The sequence below is a fragment of the Nostoc flagelliforme FACHB-838 genome, from assembly GCF_014698065.1.
Taxonomy (GTDB): domain Bacteria; phylum Cyanobacteriota; class Cyanobacteriia; order Cyanobacteriales; family Nostocaceae; genus Nostoc; species Nostoc flagelliforme_B.
This window is the reverse complement of sequence record NZ_JACJSI010000067.1, coordinates 1-24,035: the sequence shown is the minus strand read 5'-3', so window position 1 is coordinate 24,035 and position 24,035 is coordinate 1. Positions and strand designations below refer to the sequence as shown.

Below are 24,035 nucleotides of genomic sequence, written 5' to 3'. Positions count from 1 at the left end.
ACTGGTGAGAATCTTAGCAATAACTTAGTTGAATTATTCCCACCGCTAACTCACAAGTAACATCTGATAGAGTGAACTGTAACTATCAACCATCTCATATCTACCCATCCACACAATTAATCACGGGATCGCTTGCTATATTCTCCACAGTTTGTTACAAAACTACAACTTTAATTAAAAATTGGGTTAGGAAGACAATTTTTAAGCCAGCGATCGCACTTATTTAAAAGGTAAGTAAAGTAAGTGCGATCGCTGGCTCTGTGTTTAGTCCAAAATAACTTGTTTGACAGTGATACTTATAGTTTTAAGTTCAAAGTCCTAAGAAATTTGGCTTGGGAGTAGTGACACCATTACGACCAACTGCGGGTATTTCCACTAGCTGATCTGTAGCAGTAGGAGTTCCATTAGTATTGCCACTGGCAGTCACTGAACTTTGATTACCGGGATGTCCATTGGGGATGAACAATTGCGGATGGTCAAAGGGTGCTTTTTCAAGGAGGACTCGCTGATCAGTAAGTCCGTTTCTTAAGAAAGCTACTAAATCAGCTTTTTGAGTATCGGTTAAGTTCAAGACTCCTGCGGTACGTCCACCGTCGTCACCTCGACCACGATTGTAGAAGTCTACTACTTGCTCTAGAGTTGCCATCCCACCGTTATGCATATATGGAGCTGTCAAGCCGATGTTACGGAGGGTAGGTGCTTTAAACACTGATCTGGTACTGTCTTTTCCGGCTCCTGGGTCATTTGAGGCAGGTGTGACACCGAAGTTAGGGAAGAAGCCGTTAGTTGGACTATTAACTAGCGGATCAGTCGAATCAGTTGAAGCTACTCCTGCGGTTCTTCTCACCGAAGCGGTAGTGAATTCTGGAATCGCATGGCAGACGTTACAACTAGCACCATCATTAGCCCCATTATTGACAAATACAGCCAAACCACTTTTTTCCTGAGCGGTGAGAGCATTGGTATTTCCCGCTTGGAATTGATCAAAAGGTGTCTTGTCAGACACAAGGGTAGATATATACTTTTGCATTGCTAACCCAGAGAATAAAGAGAAATTCCAATCTCTGAGCGAAAACTGATTGGCAGGTAAAGTCTGTCCTTCCTCACTCTCATTACCATCATCATTTTTAGCGAGGATTGTTGGTGTTCCTTTACTGTCAACTTGAATGATTGACTTTGATTTCCACCATTGCTTCTTAAAGGCTTTCCGAATCAGCTGATCATAAGATGCGATTTTCAGACCGGGCTGACGGGATCGACTGTCAGATCCTAAAACGCTGTCTTGCGGATCTACAAGTTGTTTACCTAAGGGTCTAAGGCTTTTGATCTTCTGACCCTTTTTTCGCAGAAACTTAGCACCGACTTGAGGTAAGGTACGACCATTAGCAGATGTCTCAAATTCACTCAATAGTGGCCCGGTTACTAAAGAAGCTATAGAGGAATTGTTAAGCGAAACGGAAACAGCAGTTAATTCCTTTGGTTTTGTAGCTTTGTAAACTTTCGCATTAAGGTCTGTTGCTCCTTTTGGATTCACCCCATTAAAGGTTTCCTTGGCACGGCCATCCCAAAACTGGAGTTTGTTGAAGATTGCATTAATTACCGTTGGGGTATTACGCGGCGCAACTCGACGCACATTAATTCCATTGACTTGAAAGCCGTCTGGATCAGGCTCAGATGTACTCGAATCCACTGCTTGACCCGGAACAGTGTTCTTAAGAATACTGTTAAACACACCTTGGGATGAGGCTATATCGTTAGTGTCAGAAATAACTGTACTGGTTCGATCATTAGGATCTGCCAGTTTGTGAAATGGAAAATCTGCCGCCGTGAGTTGATAGTTTGCACCACTACCTACCTGGAAAGTTATATCTTTCAGTGATTCTAAAAGACCACTACCAGGATTAATTTGATTCTTTGATCTGCTATCAGCTCCGGCATGAAAGTGACAACTAGCACAAGATTGAACGCCATCACTACCAAGTTGCATATCCCAGAATAAAGCTTTTCCTAGCTTGAGTAGAGCTGTCTGGTCGTCAACAAAGTCTCCGAGATTGCTTGGTTGAGGCACTGCTGTCAAGAGTGGTGGCTTCGCCGGGGTAGGGTCTCCAGATGTAATCGGTGGTAAACTGGTTATGTTATTTAAGGGAGCTGGGTTCGGTGTTACTTGCGCGGATACGATACCTCCACCAGCGATCGCCACAGAAACTATGACAAAAATCGCCAGAGGGCGTAAATATCTTGATATTATTCTAGTTTTATACCTTAAATAAATCCAGAATAATATCAAAATTAGCACGGTTAACATTGCTAATTCAGTATTTGAGGGTATCATAAGACCTCGCTATGGGTGTGGAAACCATGAGTTTGAAGCTGATTAAGTAGTACTTTATGTAGTGTTAAAGTACCGACAATGTATTATAAGCACATAAATACTGTATTTTAACCATGTATAAAATACAACTCCGCAGTGATATGATTCTTTATGAACCTGGATAATAATGAGGCTTTACGTATGAAAGTATACCTTATTGTTTAAGCCTATTATTCAATCCAATCTCTCAACCTAAGAGGTTTTACCCATTTGTTCGCCTACTACTTTATTCTATTGGCTCGGTAAAATTGCCGCCTAAACTACCCAGAAAATGTTGTAAATTTTTATACTTGACAAATAAATAAATCTATTAAATAAAGATTGTGTAATTTTGTAGTTAAAATATTATTTTTAATAATAAATTTTTTGAAACAATCGTCCGCTGATTCAGGATGCTTAAATCATATATTTTATTTTATTGGACGAGTGATGTCTACGATTGCCTGCGCCTAAGCAACTTCGTAAAAAGTAAGACTTGACGCTTAAGGGTAGGGTGTTTACTCTAAACCCTTTAGCGCATATACTTCAACGTATAATTGCTAATGTCATGAATGCTGCAACTTCATAACTGCCTAGAGCGCTATTGTAATAATTTATACATCAATTATTAACCATCAGCCATCCTATACCTACCTATCAGCACAATTAATCACGGGATCGCTTGCTGTATTCTTCACAGTTTGTTACAAAAGTACAAAGAACTTCTAGAGACCCAAAACCACATGTTCGGCGGACTTACTGGTTTACAAGATCCTAAAGGCACAGATTGGGGAGAGCGGATGCTCAACACTGTCGCCAGCCAAACGATTCGCCACCTGTTTACCCAAAGCGAGTCAGTAGAAGTCTTTGTGCGCTGCTACCCCTCCAGCAAGCTCTTGCAAGGCAGCATCGATAGCTTCAAAATGAGCGGTAGTGGCTTGGTGATTCGGAAAGATTTCGCAGTAGATGAGATGTCTTTTGAAACTGATGCGGTTGCCATTGACTTCGGCTCAGTTTTAAGTGGCAAACTTAGCCTCAAGCAACCCACTCAAGCGATCGCTCAAGTGGTTTTATCAGAAGCAGGCATAAACCAAGCCTTTAACGCGGAGCTGGTGAAAAAGCGCCTGCTTAACCTCACAGTGCCATCACTGACAGAATTATCTGGTGGTGAACCAGTCTCCTTTACGGGAGTTGAGATACAGCTATTGCCGGAAAATCGCTTACAGCTTGTAGCAAAAGCAGATTTAAATAATGGCGAACTCGTACCCTTAAGCATGATTTTAACTATAGCCATTGAAAGGCGGCGGCGAGTTTCTTTCAAAGATCCGAAAATCCAACTTGATCAAGTGCCAGAAGCACAAAGGGAAATCTCGCAAACCTTGAGTGTGGCGTTGGTAGAAATTTTAGATAATATGGTCGATTTGGATCGTTTTGACCTTGATGGAGTGAAAATGCGGCTCAATCGATTAGAAACTGAAGGTCAAAAACTTATTTTCAGTGGATATGCTGAAATTGAACGTATTCCACATAGCGCTTGACATTAAATTATCACGTAAAAACGCAAAGTAAAGTGAAGCTTTAAACAAATTAAATACCGCCTAGAGTATTCTAGGCGGTAGTTTAAATCTTTAGTTTTCAAAGGAGTTAGGAGTTATTGATTATGGGTTGTAATTAATTTTTATTGATAACTCCTAACTTCTAACTCTCTATCTTCCTACCCCTACATATTGGAATCCAGCCCGAATCATTGCTTCAGGGTCGAGGAAATTACGACCGTCGATGATAACGGGGTGGGCCATCAATTTTGCCATCTTCACATAGTCGAGAGTGCTGAACTGCTGCCATTCAGTGACGAGTACCAACGCATCGCAGCCATCAGCTAGTCTTTCGGCATCAGTTTCTACTAGCACACCAGAAAGCCCATGACGTAAACCTGTTTGGGAAACAATGGGGTCGTAGGCTTTAACTTTGGCTCCCAGTCGGTTTAACTGCTCAATTAGGTTGAGTGCTGGGGCATCGCGCAAATCGTCGGTATCGGGCTTGAAGGTTAGTCCGAGTAGTCCAACTGTTTTGCCTTTGAGAATTTTCAGAACTTGTTGGAGTTTTTCTAAAGCAATCAATCGCTGGCGTTCGTTGACACTGACAGCAGCTTTGAGTAATTGTGCTTCATAGCCATAATCATCAGCAGTGTGAATCAGAGCGGAGACATCTTTGGGAAAACAAGAACCACCCCAACCAATACCAGCTTGTAAAAACTTGTTACCAATACGGGAGTCTAGACCAATACCTCTGGCTACTTCGGTGACATCAGCACCGACGCGATCGCAAATATTAGCAACTTCGTTTATAAAACTAATCTTAGTGGCTAAAAAGGCATTAGCGGCGTATTTAATCATTTCCGCCGAACTTAGGTCTGTTGCCAAAATTGGCACAGGAGGTAAAGATTGATCCTCAGCGAACTTACGTTCCACAATTGGGGCATAAAGTTGTCGCATCAAAGCTACTGCCTTTTGACTATTGCCCCCTAGTACAATGCGATCGGGGTTGAAGGTGTCATGAACTGCCGAACCTTCGCGCAAAAACTCTGGATTGCTGATTACATCAAACTGAGCTGTAACCTCAGGTAATTTCTCATCACTCGGCACTCCACCTGCGGGGATAAGTGTTTTTTGCCGTTCTGCAACACCATCTAGAACAAGCATCCGCACCCAGTCGCCTGAGCCAATGGGTACTGTAGATTTATTCACTATGACTTTATAACCACCATTGAGATTTTCACCAATCCCACGGGCTACAGCTTCAACATAACGAGTATCACTTTCACCAGTGGGTAAAGGTGGCGTTCCCACAGCAATAAACAGAATTTCGCCGTGGGAAACTCCAGCAGCGAGATCGCTAGTAAAATGAATTTTCTCTGTATGAATGGCAGACTGGATAATTTCTGAAAGTCCCGGCTCAAAAATTGGGGACTGCCCAGACTTCATTAACTTAACTTTTTCTTCGTTGTTGTCTACGCAAATTACATCATGCCCAATATGAGCCAAGCAAGCACCTGTAACTAAACCAACGTAACCAGTACCAATCACGCAAACACGCATTTTTTAACTCCTCACTTTTTTGGGGTTAGTCTTTAAAAAGAAGTCCTGAATATTGGACTTATACACTGCCAGGCAACTTCGCCACTAAGTATATTGGTTATCGAGGGCAAGCCTGCATGAAAATTCCAAGCGACGCTAGACGCTGTTTAAGTGGTTGAACTATTAACATCGCTTTGAATGCGATCGCGAAAATCTTCTATTGTCAGTTTTAACCCGTCTTGGAGAGGAATGGTAGGTTCCCAATTTAACCAAGTTTTTGCCTTTGTGATATCAGGCTGGCGACGTCGGGGATCGTCCGAAGGTAGTTCCTCGAACTTAATCTGCGCGTCTGGATTAATCATATTTTGCACAGTTTGTGCTAATTGTAAAATCGTGTATTCACCAGGATTACCCAGGTTGATTGGGCCAATGTAGTCGCTATTCATTAAGCGGATGAATCCTTCAACTAAATCGGAAACGTAGCAGAAACTGCGAGTTTGCGAACCATCACCGTACACGGTTAAAGGATTACCCCGCAATGCTTGAACTATAAAGTTGCTCACCACCCGACCATCGTTTTCTAACATTCTCGGCCCGTAGGTGTTGAATATCCGAACAACTCGAATATCAACTTTATTTTGCCTGTAGTAGTCAAACGCTAGAGTTTCAGCAATTCTTTTACCTTCGTCGTAGCATGAACGTATGCCAATGGGATTGACGCTACCCCGATACTCTTCGGGTTGGGGATGAACCTCTGGATCTCCGTATACTTCACTAGTTGAAGCTAAGAAAAACCTAGCTTTTACACGTTTAGCCAGCCCCAACATATTCAGTGTTCCCATCACGTTAGTTTTAACGGTTTTAACTGGGTTGTACTGGTAATGTACTGGTGAAGCCGGACAAGCTAAATGATAAATTTGATCCACTTCTAAGCGAATTGGTTCGGTAATATCATGGCGGATCAGTTCAAAGTAGGGATGACCTAACCATTTAAGAATGTTACGTTTATGGCCAGTGTAAAAATTATCCAAGCATATTACTTCATGACCAGCAGTCATTAGTCGGTCGATAAGATGGGAACCAATAAATCCAGCACCGCCCGTCACCAAAATTCTCATAGTTTCCCAATTACTTACAAATATTTAACAGCTATTGCACTTACTTTTAGATTACCCACCCTGGCTACAAAAATACAAAATAAAAAAAGAACAAGGCTCAATCAAAAACTTGTATTGAACTTAAGTATTTTTTATCTTTTTGCTTAAGAATTTAATTAGCAAATTAACAAACTTAGTGTGAAAATAGTTAACCTTCCACCTAAAGTTCATCAAATCTTTAACAATATAAATTGTTTTTACGGTTGCTAATTTTATCGGTTGGATACAAAGTAGCAGGAATTAGATTGAAAGTCACCCAATTTCAAGATTTTACTATCACCATATTTTTGTAATAGTCAATCTGTGCCCCGTTTGTTAAGATTCCCTTTGGCGCTTGAGTACAGAGACTCATGCCATTTGATGAAACTTGTGCTAAAAATATATGCACTTATAGGGGCTTAAAGATATACATTCCTACCGCTGATTAATTTGTTGCAAGAATTTTTGCAATGCTATCATACCCCAAGTTCACTAAAGTTAACTGTACTTTGGCTGATATTATACAGTAGATGTAATGCTAGGAATAGCATGAGAGGTAATTACATTAACTTGAGTGCGTTGCGGTTCTCCAAGCATAATAATGGAGCAAGTGAGTTGTCTGGCTAACTGGGTTGTGACATCGCTAATGGCTAACCCTCCAGGACTAGTACGATTATGTATAAAAGGTAAAACTACTAAATCATATAATCGTGCTGCCTGTAAAATTGCTTGGGCAACATTTTCATGAGCGATAATTTGAATTTCTGGGGGATTGGCCAAAGCTAATTTAGATACTAATAAGGAGAGATGCGATCGCCTCCAAGCAATTTTACTGGAACTAGTGCGGCGATCGCACACATTCAGCATAGTAATATGGCTCTGATTTGCCTCTGCCAGCATCTGGGCAAATTGCACAGGCTGTAATATTGGTGCTGTTAAATTTTCTACTGGTACTAAGATGCGCTGAATTTTTTTCGGTGATTCTACTAAGCGTGTGACCGCTACTGGACAATGAGATGCCCAAAGTACCCCATCAATCACATTTCCAAATAAACGCGCTCGCAACCCGGTACGTTTGCCCCAACCGATAACAATTAAATTTGCCTTTTGTTCACGAGCCGCTCTGCTAATTCCTTGAGCAAAGGCATCATCAATTCGCAACACTGGTTCTGCGACCACGCCCAAGGCTCGACTTTGTGCCGTGGCTTTGCTCAATAACCACTCACTTCGTTGTAGAGAGGCTTCTAACTGCGGTGCATCCATGTGAGCAGCGGCAGTAGCGATCGCTAATGGGATGATTTTCGCCTGAGACTGACGCGCTAATAATGCCGCCATTTCAATCAAATACTGCTGGGTATGAGGATTATACACAGGTACGACTATAGTAAAAGCACTATCTCTCTCTGGTGCATTCTGGTCAGGGACGGGTGGTGCTGGATCTTCTGCTGGTGAGGAATTCAAACCAACAGCTATGCGACTGGTCATCAACGGCCCCAAGGTTGATGTGACAAGCATTAAAACAATGATGCTGTGTAATACTTCTAGTGGCAGCAACCCAGCCCGATATCCTACTAACGTTCCTGCTAAGGTTGTACCAACCTGCGGAAGTGACAGCGACCAGATGGTTAGCATTTCTTGCCATTTATAGCGATAAACCAATTTAGTCAAGAAAGCTGCAATCAATTTAGTGGCAATCAAACCAACTATCATCAACAGCGTTAGCTTGAGCGTGTCTAGGTTGTTGACAAAGGCGGGTAGATTGATCAGTAAGCCAAGGTCAACAAAGAATATGGGAATGAACAGCACACTGCCAATAAATACCACCTTTTCTTTGACTGGGCCTTCACCCACAGCTTCATTTACTGCCAAACCAACTAAAAATGCACCAACAATTTTTTCTACCCCCATTAATTGAGCGCCCACAGCTGCCAGAAACACAGAAAGCAACACAAACAAAAACTTGTTTCCTTCGTCGTCTCCAGATCGCTTGAAAAATTCTTTGCCGGCCCAATCAAAGCCTGTCACAACGACAACAGAGTAAAGAGTTAACCAACCCAACAGAGTGAGTAGTTTAGCAAAGCTAAATGCTCCAGCATGAGCGACGGCTACACAAACGGCTAATATCAGTACTGCCCCAATATCTGTAAAAAGCGTAGCTCCAATGGTGACAGTAACAGCTTCGTTGTTTACTACTCCCAAACGGCTGATTATGGGATATGCCAAAAGAGTATAGGAAGCAAATAAAGAGCCAACTAATATTGAAATATTCCAGCCATAGCCTAAAACCATTCCTAGCAAGGTTCCTATCACCAGGGGTACACTGAAAGTCAAGCTAGCAAACCCAAAGGCGCGACTTTTTTGTCGGCGGAACTTTTCTAGATTAGCTTCTAGCCCGGCAACAAAGAGCAAATAAATTAACCCAATTTCTGATAATAGGTTAATCATTGGTGAGTCTGACTCAAATAGATTCCAGCCTGAGGGCCCAAGTACTAGCCCTGAGAAAACCAAACCTACTAATCCTGGTAATCTTAGCCGCTCAAACATGATGGGTATAACTAAGATGACCACCAGTAAAATAGCAAAGGGAACAATTGGTTCCTTGCCAAGAACTTGGGAAGTTGGTTCCAGAACAAGAACTTGTGATATGAGTTCCATGATGTAGGACTTGAAGGGGCTATGGTAAAATAACGATTACTTTAGGGGCGATCGCTTGATTGATATAAATGGAGAAGCCACCTGAGGAAAAATCAAAAATATTAACTTACATTAACTAGGCGATTATCTCAGAACTAACTATCTAGGGGTGGATTTGACTCAAAATGAACCGCAAGCGATCGTAGTCGTCTTTCAATAGCACACTTAAGCTACGTCCAGCTTTAATTAGCCATTCTCGGTCAGCTTTGCGTAACTGATATACATCTCGAATGGCAGCTGCGGTTAAAGACTCTATAGGCGCACCATTGATACAAAGCAGTGTCCTTAAAAAATCTAGTTCTTCGGTAAATTTAATGATAGCTTCTGGTTCACACCGATAAACAGCTTGATGAATTTGTGGGGGACGGGGTGGTAGATACTGATATACTCTTTGGTTATAACTTTGATTTTGCAAAGATAGTTCAAATCCGACGATCGCAGCCCGGAATTCTGTTCTGAGCATGGCAAATATTTGGGGTTGTTCCTCCCGTAAATCTTGCAATGACAACCCCAAAGCTCTAGCTCGGTGTACAGAATCTATGGGCATAGTTGTGGCATAATACACCACAGCATAAATTTTATTGCCAGATTCTTCATCTAGAGAACAGACCCAACTACCAAAGGGTGGCATGGAGGGAAAGCTCAAATCTTCTGGTTCCAAACACTGAGCTAAAAATTCAGTACTAGTAGTTTCGATTACCTCTGCAATGTGGTTAGGATGGCGATCGCCAGTGGCAAACTGTGGTAGTGGGAGGCGCATAGTAATTTAGTCATTAGTCATTGGTGAGCCAGCGCGGTCTTGGGGGTTTCCCCCATGAGTGACTGGCGTTAGCGCAGCGTTAGCGAGGAACGAGCGTCACCCGTAAGGGTCATTAGTCATTAGTCTTTGCCAAATAACACGAAGGACAAATGACTAATGACTAATCTTATTTGGCTTTTTTACGTCCGGCGGTAGTCTCTACAATTTCCAATTCACTCAAACGGAAGGTAACTAATTTATCCCAGTTACCACCTTCAAATAAGACGGCTACTTTACCATCAGTCACCCGTTGCACGAGTCCTTCGTAGCGATAATAGGTATCTGCGGGATTTTTGATGCGGACAGTTGCTCCAGGCAGGATCATGTTTTTAGCCTCGCTTGTTTCCTTTTAATAGCTTAATACTTGTCATTAGCCATTTGTCGTTGGTTCTTACAAATGACGAATCAATAATACTTCTGCCTTTGTCGAAAATTTGCTACCGATTCTACTATTCCCAAGGCAATGAAGTTAGTCAACATAGCAGAACGCCCATAACTCATCCAAGGAAGGGGAATTCCTGCCACAGGCGCTAAACCAACAGTCATGCCAACGTTCACAATCACCTGAAACACGATCATGGACAAAACGCCAATAGCCAACAAGGAACCAAAGTTATCTTTGGCGGTTTGGGCAATATGCAGTAGACGCAAGCAAATTAAGCAGAAGACAAACAGCACAAGCAAACAACCAATAAAGCCAAATTCTTCCCCCACTGCGGAGAAAATAAAGTCTGTATGCTGTTCAGGCACGAAATTCAGTTGCGTCATTGGCCCCTTGAACAGACCCCATCCCCAAATTTCACCAGCACCAATCGCAATGCGAGATTGAATTAAGTGATACCCAGCACCAAGGGGATCATGATCGGGATTCATGAATACAGTTAACCGATCTTTTTGATACTCTTTCAAAATATGGTTCCAGGCAAAGACTCCTAATTCGCCACCCAGTATGTTGAGAGTCCACGCACCGATAGCACCTAAACCAAATCGACGCCAGGGAAGAGTTTGCCAGCCCACAATTGCCATAGCAACTGACCAAACTAGCCCTAATGGCCCAAAAGATAGTTCTTTGAATAAAACTATCGGCTCTGATAAAGGCCAAGATATACTAAACAAAATAGCAGCAACCACAGGAGAAATCATGAGAATTAACCAGCCTGGGTTAGCATTTGCCCAGTAAAGCATTCCTAAGACGATCGCACCATATACCATTGATGTTGCTAAATCTGGCTGTAAAAATATTAATCCCCAAGGTATAGCGGTGATCGCCAGAACGCGGAAAACACCTTCAAGGGTGGAAGCAGTACGCCTGTGTAGCAAAGCTGCTAAGGTGATAATCATGCCGACTTTGGCAAATTCAGAGGGTTGGACATTGAAACCAGCAATAGGAATCCACCTCTGTGCCCCTTTGGCGCTAGTGCCAACAATCATCACAGCAATTAAGCTGAAATTTGTTATTGCATAAGTTACCCAGTGCCACTGCATTAAAACTTCATAACGGATACGAGATAAAAACAGGGCTATAAGTACACCGATACCCGCTACCATCCAGTGCCACCACCAGTCAGCTACTGGCTGCTTCAGTTCCGTACTGAGAATCATGAGTCCACCAAAGATACTGACAGCAATTGGCAAACAAAATAGTAGCCAATCTACATTCTGCCAAGGCTTAACCCAAGACTTCCAGCGAATTTTGGGGAGCGATCGTTTTAATAACATTGTGCTAGTTTAGACTTTAGCTTTTAGATTTAATTGTTGGGCATGGGGTATGGGGCATGAGCATTGGGCATTGGTTATTTTCCCTCTGCTTGCCCATCTTGTCCCTAATACCCAGTCCCTAGTATTCCCAAGCTATAGCCCAGGAAATAGATAGAAGTTAAAATTAATTATGTCAAAGCAGCAACTGATACTTTACCAGCAATATTAAGAGCGATCGCTGTTAACGCTTTTGCCGAAGCTGAATCTGGATCGCCAACGACTATCGGCACACCACTGTCGCCACCAACTCGCGTGGAAATCTCTAGCGGTACGCACCCCAATAGTGGCACTCCCAATTCAGCAGATGTTTTGGAACCACCACCGGAACCAAAGATGTCATACTGCTTATCTGGTTGATCTGGGGGTATAAAATAGCTCATATTTTCTACAATACCCAATACTGGGACATTCATCTGTTGGAACATCCGTAATCCCTTACGAGAATCTAACAGGGCTACGTTTTGCGGCGTGGTGACAATTACTGCCCCTGCCATTGGCACTGCTTGAGTTAAAGTTAACTGAGCATCTCCGGTTCCTGGTGGCATATCTACAATCAAATAATCCAGTTCTCCCCATTCAACTTGATAGAGAAACTGGCGAATTACACCATTGAGCATAGGCCCCCGCCAAATTACTGGTTGATCTCGGTCAATCAAAAAGCCCATTGAAACTAATTTGACACCGTGATTAAAAGCAGGTTCTAGAATATCGCCTGTTTCAGTGGAACGTACTACAATTTGAGCATCAGCTAAACCCAGCATGGTAGGGTCATTGGGGCCGTAAATATCAGCATCTAGCAAGCCGACTTTTGCCCCTGTTTGACCTAGAGCCACCGCAACATTCACCGCCACCGTACTTTTACCAACGCCACCTTTGCCACTGGAAACAGCAATGATATTTTTCACCCCAGAAATGCCAGTGCGATCGGGCAAACTTTTTTGTTGCGGTGTTTCTGCCGTCACTTCTATGCTGACATCTATAACACCTGGAAGTTTTTTGACAGCTTTCTGACAGTCTTCAACAATAAATTCACGTAAAGGACAGGCAGGAGTGGTTAAAACTAAAGTGAAACTAACCTTGCCACCATCAATTGTGACGTTGCGAATCATATTCAGTTCTACCAGACTTTTACGGAGTTCTGGGTCTTCCACTGGTCGCAAAACTTCTAAGACAGAGCGAGAATCGAGAACATCGTACATAAAAATTCAAAATTCAAAATGAATAAATACACCTGTGGCGAACATCTTAGTTATTAACTCGATGCTTTCTTAAGTAAGGTCAGCTTAGTGTTATCACTGTCACTGCCGTAATAAAACTTAGCAAATTGCAGTATCACCTAATAGAATCTTAACTTTCTTTGGGCATTGGGCATTGGGATTAGGAGGGAGGTGACAGGTGATAGACAGGTGATAAGCAGTAATCTGTACCCTGTAACCTATTCCCTGCTCTCCTGCTTCCCCAATCCCCAGCCCCTAAAAATCAAAACAACTACCATTAAGGGATTTTTTCTTACTAGATACTGCTGGTAATGGCGTCTTTTCTACTGCCTCGACTAAAGCCCGGGCAACGCGGTCTGCATAAGGACGGGATAAAGACCAAATTAAAGGCGACAGCCATCCGCGTAATGTTACAGAATAAGACAAACAAGTACCACAAACCGTTGACTCTACTTGATATGTCACCCGTTCCTCTATTCCAGGAATCGCCAAGACTCGGATACTCAGCATCTCTCTTGGATTGACACGTTCTACAAAAATCTGGATGGGAATCGGCGAAAAGCGTGTTACGGCTTGAAAAATTAATCCTGGTTTGGGTACTAATCCGTAGGGGACATTGGTACTCTTAAGTTGTGGATGCCAGGAAACATCTGTTAAGTCAACCACTTTTTGCCAGAGTTCATCTACAGAAGCAGAACTAATCTCTCGATACGTCCACACCAGAGAAGCGCAAAACCGACGACGTTTGCGGTGGATGAATTTGGATAACCAACCTTGCATTTTCCTAATCCTCTTCCCTAGACACTTTCTGGTAACTCTGGTATGGTGTGCAACTACGCTCAACCCCTAAATTAAAACTTTCTCAAAAATGCTCTAACCATAGCAAGCCTCAATTCTGGATAGGCCCTAACAGCCAACATCAGCAATATGGCAAAAAAGTTCTGAGTAGGACAGTCAAACCCTTGATAATTAAAGGTTAAAACTAAAGTCTAGTGTTTATACCAGAATGTTCCAATTAAGAATTTCAAAAAAAACTCAGTCAATATACAAGCCTATACGCATTTGAGGGAAAATAACTCTAGTGATGCCTATCAATCGTATAAATGCTTAACCAGTAATAAAAAAGCAGGTTGGGTAAATAAAGCTTGATTGTTGGCGCGTGTTTCCCCCAAATTTTAAAATGAAAAATTTGTGGCTTTCTGGAAATTGTAATTTAGGTTCGGGAATCTATGTTGACCAACTCGCAAATACCAACTGTAGAAGCAGAGTCATCCAAATCTTTGCCAGCAACTGACGCTCAGGCTAGGGTCAGTCAGTTTATGAAACAACTGCAAGACGAAATTACGCACGCGTTGACAGAAGTAGATGGTGTGGGTAAGTTTCATGAAGATAGTTGGGAACGCCCAGAAGGAGGGGGAGGGCGATCGCGTGTGCTACGCGATGGTGCAATATTTGAACAAGGGGGTGTAAATTTTTCTGAAGTTTGGGGTTCCCATTTGCCAGCTTCAATTTTAGCCCAACGCCCGGAAGCAGCAGGGCATGGCTTTTATGCTACAGGGACTTCAATGGTATTACATCCTCATAATCCTTATGTGCCCACAGTTCATTTAAATTACCGCTATTTTGAAGCGGGGCCAGTGTGGTGGTTTGGTGGTGGTCTTGATTTGACACCTTATTACCCTTTTGCTGAAGATGCAGCACATTTACACAAAACATTAAAACAGGCGTGTGACAAACACCACCCAGAGTATTACTCAGTGTTTAAGCGGTGGTGTGATGAATATTTTTACCTGAAGCATCGTGATGAGACACGGGGTGTAGGTGGTCTGTTTTTTGATTACCAAGATGGTCAGGGTGCTTTATATCGCGGGCCAAATCCCAACGGGGAAGCGGCTATGTATAGCAACCAGGTGGGAACACCAGAAACACGCAATTGGGAAGATTTGTTTGCCTTTGTGCAAGACTGTGGCAAAGCATTTTTACCAGCCTACGTACCAATTGTAGAACGGCGCAATGGGATGGAGTATGGCGATCGCCAACGAAATTTTCAACTTTACCGCCGGGGACGATATGTAGAATTTAACTTGGTTTATGACCGAGGCACTATTTTTGGTCTGCAAACCAACGGACGCACCGAATCAATTCTCATGTCTTTACCACCCTTAGTGCGCTGGGAATACGGCTATAAACCGGAACCCAATTCTCCCGAAGCTGAGTTGTATGAAACCTTCCTTAAGCCTCAAGATTGGATCAACTGGACACCGCCTCAATAGGGGCTAGGGACTGGGAATTGGGTATTAGCAAAGATATTGCAGTCCCTGGTTTTCAGTCCATAATTCCCGCTCCGCACTCTCCACTCCCTCTTTAAATTGCTACTCAGCATTATTTTGGTGAGTTAAACTACTAAAGTTAAGCACTTAGCAGAAAAAGGTGACATTTTTAGCTATAGCTTGTTAATCTCAAGTGACAGCATTCAAAAATGCTGTAACTAGCTAATCTTAAAAGGAATGCCACGGGGAGGGATTTAGTGATTCATATAGACCAAAAAACTTATACAACCCAGGACGGAAACACCGTTATTGTGCTGACACCAGCAGGTCGTTTGGATATCACCACTGCTTGGCAATTTCGCCTGAAATTACAAGAGTGTATTTCCAAACTCAGTCGCCATGTAGTTGTAAATTTGGCTCAGGTAAATTTTATTGATAGTTCTGGTCTCACATCTTTGGTAGCTGGAATGCGTGATGCTGATAAAGTCAAAGGCAGTTTCCGCATCTGCAATGTACATCCCGAAGCCAAACTCGTGTTTGAAGTGACGATGATGGATACTGTCTTTGAAATTTTTGAAACAGAAGAAGAAGCTTTAGAAGGTGTACCTCGTAGCATTGCCAGTTAAAAAGAGTTAGGAGTTAAGAGTTAATTCATTCATGACTCATAAGTTTGTCTTATTTAATACTGATTTCGTTTGGTGTAGCGATAAGGCCCCATAATCGCTCCCCAGGTTGCTTTTCCTGTTGCTGGATCGATTCCTTTATCGTAGCTGTGAAATTCTGTCGCCGTAGCTGTAAAACCCAATGAAACATTCACGCTATTACCAAGATAAGTAAAGCTGCAACGGGTCTCTGGTAATGGGGCAGCGGTAAATTTATAGCGATCGCCAGCTAGTTTTTCTGAAGTAACTGTTAGGATACAACCTGGTAGTAAATCTAATTGTTCGGGTGTCAATCTGTTCAGTAGAACAGGGTTATGACCTGCGCCTTTTAATATACCTGGCTCTTGAGGCATATAATATTGTACTTCCACGGTTGCGTCAGAGTCGCTCCCCTGACGCAACCGGATAATTCGCTGACGGTAAGCTTGATCTAGGTTAATAACGTTAGCCTGTTCGGCAAAAAAGGTGATGCTATCTTCTGTAAACAGATTAACTGGTCTTTGCCACAGGCGCAGGTGGACATACCAAATTGGTTCGGCTATGGCTTGTTCCCGATTATCAAATTCACCAGCTAGGTACTCACCTAAAGCCATTAACTGTGGCGAGAAGTTCATAAATGCAATAAACGAATGATTAAGGATGATAATTTTGGGCTAGCTTTTGGGGAGAAATGGTCTTAAATCCAGTGCCCAACAGGTTATAAAATACTTTTGATTTGTTTATATTGTAAATTAAGTCGTCACCAGCCAAAAGCTCAACTTGGCAAACTAGCCTTTAAGCGAGAAAATAAAGATACGTCGCCCTTAACATTTCCTTTTTCTTTGTGAATAACGTCCGTACTGTCTCTGATACAAAGCGAACTTTCTACAATCTCCACACCCGTCCGATCAACACTATTTATCGTCGGGTAGTGGAAGAATTGATGGTGGAAATGCATCTGCTGTCAGTAAATATCGATTTTAGCTACAATCCAATTTATGCCTTGGGTGTCGTCACTACTTTTGACCGCTTCATGGAAGGCTATCAACCAGAACGGGATCAAGAATCAATTTTTAACGCCTTATGTCAGGCTATAGAAACAGATCCGCAACGCTATCGACACGATGCCCAAAGATTGCAAGCTGTAGCTAAAGGTTTGCCTGTTAAAGATTTAATTGGGTGGCTGGCCCAAACTACTTACTTAGATAGAGATACTGACTTGCAAGCAGAACTGCAAGCGATTGCCAATAATCCTAACTTTAAATACAACCGTTTGTTCGCAATTGGTGTATTTTCGTTATTAGAACAATCAGATCCGGAATTAGTCAAAGATGAAAAGCAACTCACTGAGGCGCTGAAAGCGATCGCTGCTGGCTTGCACCTGTCGGATGACAAACTCAACAAGGATTTGGAATTATACCGTTCTAACCTAGAGAAGATGGCGCAAGCGCTGGTGGTGATGGCAGATATGCTCTCAGCCGATCGCAAAAAACGCGAACAACGTAAACAACAATCAACTACCTCAGTTGCTCCTCCAAGTTCTAACGAATAGTTAGAATATTGGAGTGATGAGTTAGGAATTATAAGTGAGGAATTGTTAATAACTCTTCACTTTTAACTCCTAATTATTAAGTCTATACGTTCAATAATTTGTATATTAAGCTGTTAATTATAGTCAGCGAAAATGCTCCAATAACAGCACTCCAAATCCCGTAACGTAAGCGAAATCCTTCTACTAACCAAGCAGCAATACTAAAGCAAACCACGGCAATCATAAATGTAAAAATGCCGGATAATAAGTCTAATGTGAGTAAATTTGGTACAGCAAAGACGAGGCTTAAAATCGGTCTGACTATTGCCGTCACGATACCAAGCACTGCGGCAGAAAGGAAGGCTTTGCCAGGAGTGTCAATTTCAACTCCCAAAGGCAATTTACTAATTATTAATAGGCTGATAGCTGTTACTAGCCAAACAATTAAAAGCGTCACTATATTCATGCCACAACCCCTGAAACGTGAATGGCAATTGGTGATAAATTACTTTAGTTTATCGGCGAAAAAATCTTTAAAGCTCAACCAATTATCTATAAATTAGCAGGAAATTTTTCTCTAACCGAATTTTATTTTAGATATCTTTAGGATTGGGAAAAATATTGAAGGGAACCAGGGGAGGCAGAGGGAGATGAAGAAGCAGGGGAGGTAGGGAGAAAAACGGCCTCTTTCCCCTCTGCTCTCTGCCCCTGTCCCTCTTGCCAATGCCCCATACCCCTATTTCATCTTTTAAGGAGTAGGTTGGGTTTGTTTGGGTGCAACGGGTGCTTGCGATGCTGGAGGATTGGAAATACCAGGATTAATAGGACTAATACCTTGTCCAGTTGGAGGTTTACTATTTATCGTGGGGAAGGGTACAGAATTAGGTGCTAAGGGAAATTTAGGGGTAAGATTCCCTTCAGGATTTATACCGGGAACTGGTGCAGTCTCAGGATTTATTGGGAAAGAGGGGACAATCGGTTGATTTGGTAAGTTTGTGGGTGGTTGAGATGGGCCAGGAATAATTCCTAAAGACACGCGATCGCCCCCTACTTGCCGCAGTAAGTCCAATGTCTCAATTACATCATTGTAAGTTGCTGTCCGCGAAGCATTCAGCACAACAACAGCATTGGGGTTTGCTTGGAGATACTGTTTTAACCTTTGTCCCAAATCTTCTTGTTTCACAGGCTGTTTTTCTATGTAAGTATTGCCAACGGCATCGATAGTCACAATTAGGCTACCACTCTGTGACGTTATCCCAGATACTGTACTGGGGCTGGCTTTAGGTAAATCAACATTTATTGCCTGTTGCCGTGTAAATTGTAATGCTGCTAATAAAAAAAACGTCAGAATACAAAAAACGACATCAATTAAAGGGATGATTTGAATTTGGACTTCTTCAATTGGAGTATGTAGATTAACTTTCATGTTTCACTTTAAAGGCTGCTGCGGAGGTTGAATTATTGAGTATTAATTAGGTGTATTTGGGGGTTCGGGAGGTTCTGAAACTCTAGTCTTTCCTGGCTTGCGGGATGGAATGATATTTTCCCGAACAATTGCTGATGTACTATTGCTAAAGTTAGGAGGAGATTGACGATAGAGCAATTCCATCTCATTTCCTGCCTTCCGAAAAACTTTAACTTGGTTGACGACAAAACTTTGAAATAGGCGGTAAAATACCAAACTAATGATGGCAACTATTAGCCCAGTTGCCGTACTAATTAAGGATTCACCAATACCAGTAGTCACCCCAGCAGTAGATTCAGTTCCCAAATCGCCAATTCTAATTGAGCGCAGAGACTGGATTAAACCTAAAACCGTACCCAACAATCCCAGCAGAGGCGCTAGGGCGATCACGGCTTCTAAAAGTTTTTCGCCCCGCCGCATCCCCGCTAATTCGTCTTCCGCCGTAGCCTCTAATGCTAGCCGAAAGGTTTCCGCATCACTTTTCGCTAAACGTAGGGGGGCGTAAAGAAAACGTCCGACAGGCTGATTGCTTGCTTGTCTTGCAATGTCCCCAGCTACTTCCCAATTATCCTGGGCAGCATCCACAACGCGATTGACTATTTGCTTTTCCTGAACAAAAATTCGCAACCAGAACCACAAACGCTCGAAAATCACACTCAAAGACAGAATCGACAGAACAAGCAGAGGCCACATTGCCGGCCCGCCTTTATAAAACAAATCTAAAATATCCACTGTTTAAGCTTCCTCCCTCCGTGACTAAAGCAGATGTGCTAAGGCATTTTAATTGTAGAGATTAATGCAAAATGAGGGACTTCCAAAATATAAATTTCTTACAAACCTAAAAAAGCAGTCCAACCGTGACCTATTTGGCTGAGATCATGTCCGCTTGATTACTTATTAAGCTCGAATAACCCTACGCCATGCTTTTCCCTTGATCGCTTGCAAGCGTTGGGGGTAGAGTTTAGGCAATACGGTACGGTTCGGATAAGCATTTTTCACTTTCCTTGTGGTCTGGGGAATGGGGTTGCGGGTAAAGGGTAAAGTAAAGGAGGTATTCAAAACCTTTCCCCTTTAACCGAACCGTATTGAGAGTTTAGGGACTTTTGTCAGAGGTCTAATGATAGACCGATAATTTTTGGCATACTTTTGTTAGACTTCCTTGTAACCTGGAGTTTGATCGCAAGATATTTTCACGTAAAGGAGAGCAAATTTTGGCAGCAGTCCGAGTCCGCCAACATGTTAATCCACTTGGTAAAAAGTATCAAACACCAGCAAGTCCCCTTGACTGGGAAAAAATTTATGCAAAGCTAAATCAACCACTACATTTAGATATTGGTTGCGCTAAAGGACTATTTTTGCTGAATATGGCTAAGATAGAACCCAACTGGAATTATTTAGGCTTGGAAATTCGGGAACCGCTAGTGGCGGAGGCGAATAAGTTACGTTCTGAGTTAGGTTTGACAAATCTGCATTATTTATTTTGCAATGTAAATAACTCACTGCGATCGCTGTTATCTTCTCTGCCTCCAGGAAGTTTACAACGCGTTACAATTCAATTCCCCGATCCTTGGTTTAAAACCCGCCATGCTAAACGCCGTGTAGTGCAACCAGAACTAGTGGCGGAATTAGCCAATTATCTTGCAGTTGGGGGAGTTGTATTTCTGCAATCAGATATGGAATTTATTGCTGTGGAAATGCGCGATCGCTTTGCAGCTCACCCAGCTTATCAGAAAGTAAGTACAGGAGAATGGTTAGCAGAAAATCCGTTACCAGTTGCCACAGAGCGGGAAATAGGCACGCAAAAAAAAGGTGAGCCTGTTTATCGGGCTTTGTTTGAAAGGGTAAAAAATACTGATTAGAGATGTTTGTAATATAAACTCTGCTCTACAATTATGAATCGGAAGTTTTCTTGTTCAGCCTTAAAATTATTTACTACTATAGACTTAAGTTTTGTTTATTATCTTGTTGTTAGAAATTACCCATAATTTGAAAAAGATTTTGGGACATAAATGTTTTATTAATGGTCGAAAATTGAGTGAAATGCTCTCTGATGATAAGTGCAAAAGCTTGTTGCTGGAGTAATTGTATAGATATATATCTTTATAAATCAATAGTTATTACTAAAAACTATTGATTTATTTTTTAGTGACATAAAAGTTTTATTTTTGTCTGGTTAAAAACTTTTAAAATATAGTTAAATCATCTTCCTTCTCTCTAAAATATAGACAGATTAGGTAAAGACATTTGATTAATTTGGAATAGCTAGCTTACTTTTGTCATGCGGTAATAATTTTAATAGTTTTTGCAGAAACAGCCTGTGGTAGTAACTAAAGTACCACAGTTTTCTCAACATCAAAATTGGTTGATGCATTTAAAAGTTATGACATTTATCTTAAACTCTCATAATGTTTTCCATTATTTAATTGAACAAGGACTTTGCAATCCGTCTGAACAACCTCCCAGCAAGATAGAACCACTTACAGCCAAAAACTTTAATTTATTACTGAGTTTGTCAAGCGATCGCAAGCTGCTTGTGAAGCAAGAACGACACAATCAAGAAGGTAAAGCGGCTGGTGAATTTTTAAGTGAGTGGCGAATTCAAGAGTTTTTACAACAATTTCCCAACCTTGGTAACTACCGCTCGTTTTTACCAGAGGTGCTGCATTTTGATGCCGAAAATTCCATTATTATCTTCAGATATCTGGATGATTATCGGGATTTGATGGATTTTTATACAAAGGAAAAGATATTTTCTACAGAAATATCTACGACAATTGGTAATATTTTAGGGACTATCCATCGTGATACTTTTAACCGTCAAGAATATCAGCAATTTTTTTCTAAAAATTCAGATAATTTAAGGGTTGATCAAGTATCACATTTAGTTCGGAGATTAGAAAGGGTTGAACCGGAAATTTTTGGTCTAGTTCCTAGTGATGGGTTAAAGTTTTTTGCTCTATATCAACGTTATAATAGCTTGGGGCAGGCGATCGCAGAATTGGGTAATGCTGTAACGCCCTGTTGTCTAACCCACAATGACCTCAAGCTAAATAATATTCTCTTACAAAAAGATTGGCAGGATTCCACTAACAATATTGTCCGACTAATTGATTGGGAACGCTCGACTTGGGGAGATCCAGCTTTTGATTTGGGAACACTTATTGGCAGCTATGTACAAATCTGGCTGGGTAGCTTGATTATCAGTAATTCTCTGAGTATTGAAGAGTCTCTACGCTTGGCAATAACACCTTTAGAACTACTTCAGCCTTCAATTGGTACATTAATCCAAGCTTATTTAAACGCTTTTCCAGAAATTCTAGAACATCGCCCTGATTTCTTGCAAAGGGTAGTGCAATTTACCGATTTTGCTTTGATTCAACAGATTCAGGCAATGATTCAATATCAAAAATCTTTTGGCAATATGGGGATTGCTATGCTTCAGGTTGCTAAGACATTATTAAGCCGTCCTCTAAAATCGATGCCAACAATTTTTGGTGCTGCTGCTGTTGAATTAACTCACCTGAGTAGTTCTGCTATTTAAATCATTTTGTTATTACTAAAGTAGTTATGCAATTATTAAATTCTCCTCAAACTCAGCTAGAGACTGGTTTAACTGGGCAATTACTGGATGTTCTGCAAGATATTGTTCAGAAAATTGAGATAAAATCTGATTTCTCCATTCACCATCCAGATTATAAACCTTTGGAATTACCATCTGAGGCAGTTGAACGTTTTCAGAAGATGCCAACCCAGATGCAACAGAAATATCTGAGTCTGCAATTGCGGACTTTTCTTTACGGCATCTATTACAACGGTTCTATGCAAAGTACGTTGGCGCTAAATGGGGAGGGAAATGGTTTGCCCCTAGATTTGGAGAATAATACTCTTTTAGGGGTAGATGTGGGGTTTTATAAGCGATTGCATGAAAGTAATTTTGGAGAGGGCTACTTTGACCCTGGTTGGTCTGTTTTGAGAGAAGAACGTGATGGCAGTTTAGCTGTGACTAAAGGCGGTTTGAGGCTGCATTGCCAGAATGAAATAACCCTAAATTTTTATTGTTTAGTCTAAGAGAATTCTTGAGCTGGTTTTTTATTGGTTTTTCTAATTTCTAGAAATGAAGTAAGCAATAAAGAAGGAAAAAGGACATAAATATTTCATATATGTTATCAAAAATAAGGAGCTTTGTCCAAATAAACATAATATTTTTATTTTCGGAGAAATAGCGCAGTAAAATTGATAAAAAACAAACATATAACTACATTATTTATGGCACACTATTTAGTAAAACAAACCTTGTAATAATAGATTAAATAACAGATTATAGTAATGGGAGAAGGCAATTAAAAGCTTAATCCCAACCAACACTACTTTATTTAGGAGTACATTTCAAAATGGCTAACATTGCAATCTCTGACCTGCGTCCCACTGGTGCTAACCTGTTCCAAGATTCTGAAAGCTTTCTCAATGAGCTGACAGAGCAGGAAATTGCAGATGTTTTGGGTGGCGGCAAAATCGCAGTCGAAATTTTATGGAGTGGAATTTGCGGCGAGATATCGTGGTAGACACATAAAATTTCTATAACTTCTAACGATTAAAAGTGATTTTTAGACGGCAGCCCAAGGTAATAAATTTTGGGCTGCTTGTTAGGAGTTTATTTGATTTCAACTTGAGTAATTTGTGGCTTTAGCCATTGCTGGAATAAATCTAAACCAATTTTATGGCGCAGTATATTATCCAATTGCGGTTGAATAATTTCCTCCACCAAAATCAGATGTACTCCCAAAGATGTCACTATAGGTTTGAGAAGTTGCGGAGGCTTTGCTGCAAAAACAGCAGCAGAAATTTCGGGTTTTAAACCTTTACGGTACACTATCCCCCGATATCCACATTTTTGGCGTAATTCCCTATCCTGGATATATTTGTGAGCAACATCATCAGGACTTACGCAACTGGCACAATGCGAGCGCCAATTACTAGTACATAGGTATTATTTGAATCTGATTCCGAATGCCTTGTATTTGTAATAAAAGCTGGTGTATTGGAAGCAAAGCATGAAATATTCATGAGAAAATAGGTAGAGGTTGTATGAGATAAATG

The 24,035-nt window shown here is 41.4% G+C and carries 22 protein-coding genes and 1 pseudogene; 8 read left to right on the top strand and 15 right to left on the bottom strand.

All coding sequences use genetic code 11. The features are described 5' to 3' along the window. Window positions 1-310: 310 nt before the first annotated feature. Window positions 311-2,332 (bottom strand): cytochrome-c peroxidase, encoded by a 2,022-nt coding sequence (locus H6G97_RS25130; RefSeq protein WP_242055205.1) that lies wholly within the window; start codon window positions 2,330-2,332, stop codon window positions 311-313. A 761-nt stretch (window positions 2,333-3,093) separates the two neighbouring features. Here H6G97_RS25130 and H6G97_RS25125 point away from each other — a divergent pair. Next, a complete protein-coding gene (locus tag H6G97_RS25125) occupies window positions 3,094-3,888 on the top strand; it encodes an LmeA family phospholipid-binding protein (RefSeq protein WP_190943337.1) in 795 nt (264 codons plus the stop codon). Window positions 3,889-4,056: 168 nt separating this feature from the next. On the opposite strand, the gene H6G97_RS25120 is transcribed toward H6G97_RS25125, so the two are convergent. From H6G97_RS25120 to H6G97_RS25085, 8 genes are all read right to left on the bottom strand, one after another. Continuing rightward, window positions 4,057-5,448 carry a UDP-glucose dehydrogenase family protein gene (locus H6G97_RS25120; RefSeq protein ID WP_190943336.1) on the bottom strand — a complete coding sequence of 464 codons (1,392 nt, stop codon included), beginning with the start codon at window positions 5,446-5,448 and terminating at the stop codon, window positions 4,057-4,059. A 146-nt stretch (window positions 5,449-5,594) separates the two neighbouring features. After that, window positions 5,595-6,545: a UDP-glucuronic acid decarboxylase family protein gene (locus H6G97_RS25115; RefSeq protein ID WP_190943335.1), complete on the bottom strand. Its 951-nt coding sequence runs from the start codon at window positions 6,543-6,545 to the stop codon at window positions 5,595-5,597. Between the two features lie 537 nt (window positions 6,546-7,082). Further along, window positions 7,083-9,218, bottom strand: coding sequence for a cation:proton antiporter domain-containing protein (locus tag H6G97_RS25110; RefSeq protein ID WP_190943334.1), 2,136 nt, complete (start codon window positions 9,216-9,218; stop codon window positions 7,083-7,085). 142 nt (window positions 9,219-9,360) lie between these two features. Beyond that, window positions 9,361-10,017 (bottom strand): HAS-barrel domain-containing protein, encoded by a 657-nt coding sequence (locus H6G97_RS25105; RefSeq protein ID WP_190943333.1) that lies wholly within the window; start codon window positions 10,015-10,017, stop codon window positions 9,361-9,363. A gap of 166 nt (window positions 10,018-10,183) precedes the next feature. After that, window positions 10,184-10,381, bottom strand: a complete 198-nt coding sequence (locus H6G97_RS25100) for an NAD(P)H dehydrogenase subunit NdhS (RefSeq protein WP_190943332.1) — start codon at window positions 10,379-10,381, stop codon at window positions 10,184-10,186. Window positions 10,382-10,461: 80 nt separating this feature from the next. Then, window positions 10,462-11,775 carry a rod shape-determining protein RodA gene (rodA, locus tag H6G97_RS25095; RefSeq protein WP_190943331.1) on the bottom strand — a complete coding sequence of 438 codons (1,314 nt, stop codon included), beginning with the start codon at window positions 11,773-11,775 and terminating at the stop codon, window positions 10,462-10,464. A 167-nt stretch (window positions 11,776-11,942) separates the two neighbouring features. Next, window positions 11,943-13,013 carry an Mrp/NBP35 family ATP-binding protein gene (locus H6G97_RS25090; RefSeq protein ID WP_190943330.1) on the bottom strand — a complete coding sequence of 357 codons (1,071 nt, stop codon included), beginning with the start codon at window positions 13,011-13,013 and terminating at the stop codon, window positions 11,943-11,945. 273 nt (window positions 13,014-13,286) lie between these two features. After that, window positions 13,287-13,811, bottom strand: coding sequence for an SRPBCC family protein (locus H6G97_RS25085; protein WP_190943329.1), 525 nt, complete (start codon window positions 13,809-13,811; stop codon window positions 13,287-13,289). Window positions 13,812-14,260: 449 nt separating this feature from the next. On the opposite strand from H6G97_RS25085, the gene hemF reads away from it, so the two are divergent. After that, a complete protein-coding gene (gene hemF, locus H6G97_RS25080) occupies window positions 14,261-15,304 on the top strand; it encodes an oxygen-dependent coproporphyrinogen oxidase (protein WP_190943328.1) in 1,044 nt (347 codons plus the stop codon). 254 nt (window positions 15,305-15,558) lie between these two features. Continuing rightward, entirely contained in the window at window positions 15,559-15,927 is a 369-nt protein-coding gene (locus H6G97_RS25075; protein WP_012411454.1) for an STAS domain-containing protein, read from the top strand. A 53-nt stretch (window positions 15,928-15,980) separates the two neighbouring features. Here the strand turns inward: H6G97_RS25075 and H6G97_RS25070 are convergent, their stop codons facing one another. Further along, a complete protein-coding gene (locus H6G97_RS25070; protein WP_190943327.1) occupies window positions 15,981-16,577 on the bottom strand; it encodes a chromophore lyase CpcT/CpeT in 597 nt (198 codons plus the stop codon). 209 nt (window positions 16,578-16,786) lie between these two features. Here H6G97_RS25070 and psb29 point away from each other — a divergent pair, with 209 nt between their 5' ends. Further along, window positions 16,787-17,494 carry a photosystem II biogenesis protein Psp29 gene (psb29, locus tag H6G97_RS25065; protein WP_190943326.1) on the top strand — a complete coding sequence of 236 codons (708 nt, stop codon included), beginning with the start codon at window positions 16,787-16,789 and terminating at the stop codon, window positions 17,492-17,494. 82 nt (window positions 17,495-17,576) lie between these two features. On the opposite strand, the gene H6G97_RS25060 is transcribed toward psb29, so the two are convergent. From H6G97_RS25060 to H6G97_RS25045, 4 genes are all read right to left on the bottom strand, one after another. Then, a complete protein-coding gene (locus H6G97_RS25060) occupies window positions 17,577-17,939 on the bottom strand; it encodes a phage holin family protein (RefSeq protein ID WP_190943325.1) in 363 nt (120 codons plus the stop codon). A gap of 282 nt (window positions 17,940-18,221) precedes the next feature. After that, window positions 18,222-18,899, bottom strand: a complete 678-nt coding sequence (locus H6G97_RS25055; protein WP_190943324.1) for an ExbD/TolR family protein — start codon at window positions 18,897-18,899, stop codon at window positions 18,222-18,224. Window positions 18,900-18,941: 42 nt separating this feature from the next. Beyond that, entirely contained in the window at window positions 18,942-19,670 is a 729-nt protein-coding gene (locus H6G97_RS25050) for a MotA/TolQ/ExbB proton channel family protein (RefSeq protein WP_190943323.1), read from the bottom strand. A gap of 165 nt (window positions 19,671-19,835) precedes the next feature. Then, window positions 19,836-19,997, bottom strand: coding sequence for a hypothetical protein (locus H6G97_RS25045; protein ID WP_190943322.1), 162 nt, complete (start codon window positions 19,995-19,997; stop codon window positions 19,836-19,838). Window positions 19,998-20,149: 152 nt separating this feature from the next. Here H6G97_RS25045 and trmB point away from each other — a divergent pair, with 152 nt between their 5' ends. The 4 genes from trmB (at window position 20,150) to H6G97_RS25025 (ending at window position 23,500) form a co-directional block, all read left to right on the top strand. Then, a complete protein-coding gene (gene trmB, locus H6G97_RS25040; RefSeq protein ID WP_190943321.1) occupies window positions 20,150-20,797 on the top strand; it encodes a tRNA (guanosine(46)-N7)-methyltransferase TrmB in 648 nt (215 codons plus the stop codon). 521 nt (window positions 20,798-21,318) lie between these two features. Continuing rightward, the gene (locus tag H6G97_RS25035; protein ID WP_190943351.1) at window positions 21,319-22,479 is read left to right on the top strand and encodes a phosphotransferase family protein; all 1,161 of its coding nucleotides are present in this window, start codon (window positions 21,319-21,321) and stop codon (window positions 22,477-22,479) included. Between the two features lie 26 nt (window positions 22,480-22,505). After that, the gene (locus tag H6G97_RS25030) at window positions 22,506-23,006 is read left to right on the top strand and encodes a hypothetical protein (RefSeq protein ID WP_242055203.1); all 501 of its coding nucleotides are present in this window, start codon (window positions 22,506-22,508) and stop codon (window positions 23,004-23,006) included. Window positions 23,007-23,329: 323 nt separating this feature from the next. Beyond that, entirely contained in the window at window positions 23,330-23,500 is a 171-nt protein-coding gene (locus H6G97_RS25025) for a hypothetical protein (RefSeq protein ID WP_190943320.1), read from the top strand. Window positions 23,501-23,589: 89 nt separating this feature from the next. Here the strand turns inward: H6G97_RS25025 and H6G97_RS25020 are convergent. Further along, window positions 23,590-23,871: pseudogene (locus tag H6G97_RS25020) on the bottom strand (peptidylprolyl isomerase); the annotation flags it as partial. Between the last annotated feature and the right edge of the window lie 164 nt (window positions 23,872-24,035).

Coding starts and splice junctions, on each gene's coding strand:
- hemF (WP_190943328.1), top strand. CDS start 14,261: ATGTTGACCAACTCGCAAATACCAACTGTAGAAGCAGAGTCATCCAAA.
- H6G97_RS25060 (WP_190943325.1), bottom strand. CDS start 17,939: ATGAATATAGTGACGCTTTTAATTGTTTGGCTAGTAACAGCTATCAGC.
- H6G97_RS25105 (WP_190943333.1), bottom strand. CDS start 10,017: ATGCGCCTCCCACTACCACAGTTTGCCACTGGCGATCGCCATCCTAAC.
- H6G97_RS25090 (WP_190943330.1), bottom strand. CDS start 13,013: ATGTACGATGTTCTCGATTCTCGCTCTGTCTTAGAAGTTTTGCGACCA.
- H6G97_RS25110 (WP_190943334.1), bottom strand. CDS start 9,218: ATGGAACTCATATCACAAGTTCTTGTTCTGGAACCAACTTCCCAAGTT.
- H6G97_RS25120 (WP_190943336.1), bottom strand. CDS start 5,448: ATGCGTGTTTGCGTGATTGGTACTGGTTACGTTGGTTTAGTTACAGGT.
- H6G97_RS25085 (WP_190943329.1), bottom strand. CDS start 13,811: ATGCAAGGTTGGTTATCCAAATTCATCCACCGCAAACGTCGTCGGTTT.
- H6G97_RS25130 (WP_242055205.1), bottom strand. CDS start 2,332: ATGATACCCTCAAATACTGAATTAGCAATGTTAACCGTGCTAATTTTG.
- H6G97_RS25025 (WP_190943320.1), top strand. CDS start 23,330: ATGGCTAACATTGCAATCTCTGACCTGCGTCCCACTGGTGCTAACCTG.
- H6G97_RS25100 (WP_190943332.1), bottom strand. CDS start 10,381: ATGATCCTGCCTGGAGCAACTGTCCGCATCAAAAATCCCGCAGATACC.
- rodA (WP_190943331.1), bottom strand. CDS start 11,775: ATGTTATTAAAACGATCGCTCCCCAAAATTCGCTGGAAGTCTTGGGTT.
- H6G97_RS25055 (WP_190943324.1), bottom strand. CDS start 18,899: ATGAAAGTTAATCTACATACTCCAATTGAAGAAGTCCAAATTCAAATC.
- H6G97_RS25125 (WP_190943337.1), top strand. CDS start 3,094: ATGTTCGGCGGACTTACTGGTTTACAAGATCCTAAAGGCACAGATTGG.
- H6G97_RS25070 (WP_190943327.1), bottom strand. CDS start 16,577: ATGAACTTCTCGCCACAGTTAATGGCTTTAGGTGAGTACCTAGCTGGT.
- H6G97_RS25035 (WP_190943351.1), top strand. CDS start 21,319: ATGACATTTATCTTAAACTCTCATAATGTTTTCCATTATTTAATTGAA.
- H6G97_RS25115 (WP_190943335.1), bottom strand. CDS start 6,545: ATGAGAATTTTGGTGACGGGCGGTGCTGGATTTATTGGTTCCCATCTT.
- H6G97_RS25030 (WP_242055203.1), top strand. CDS start 22,506: ATGCAATTATTAAATTCTCCTCAAACTCAGCTAGAGACTGGTTTAACT.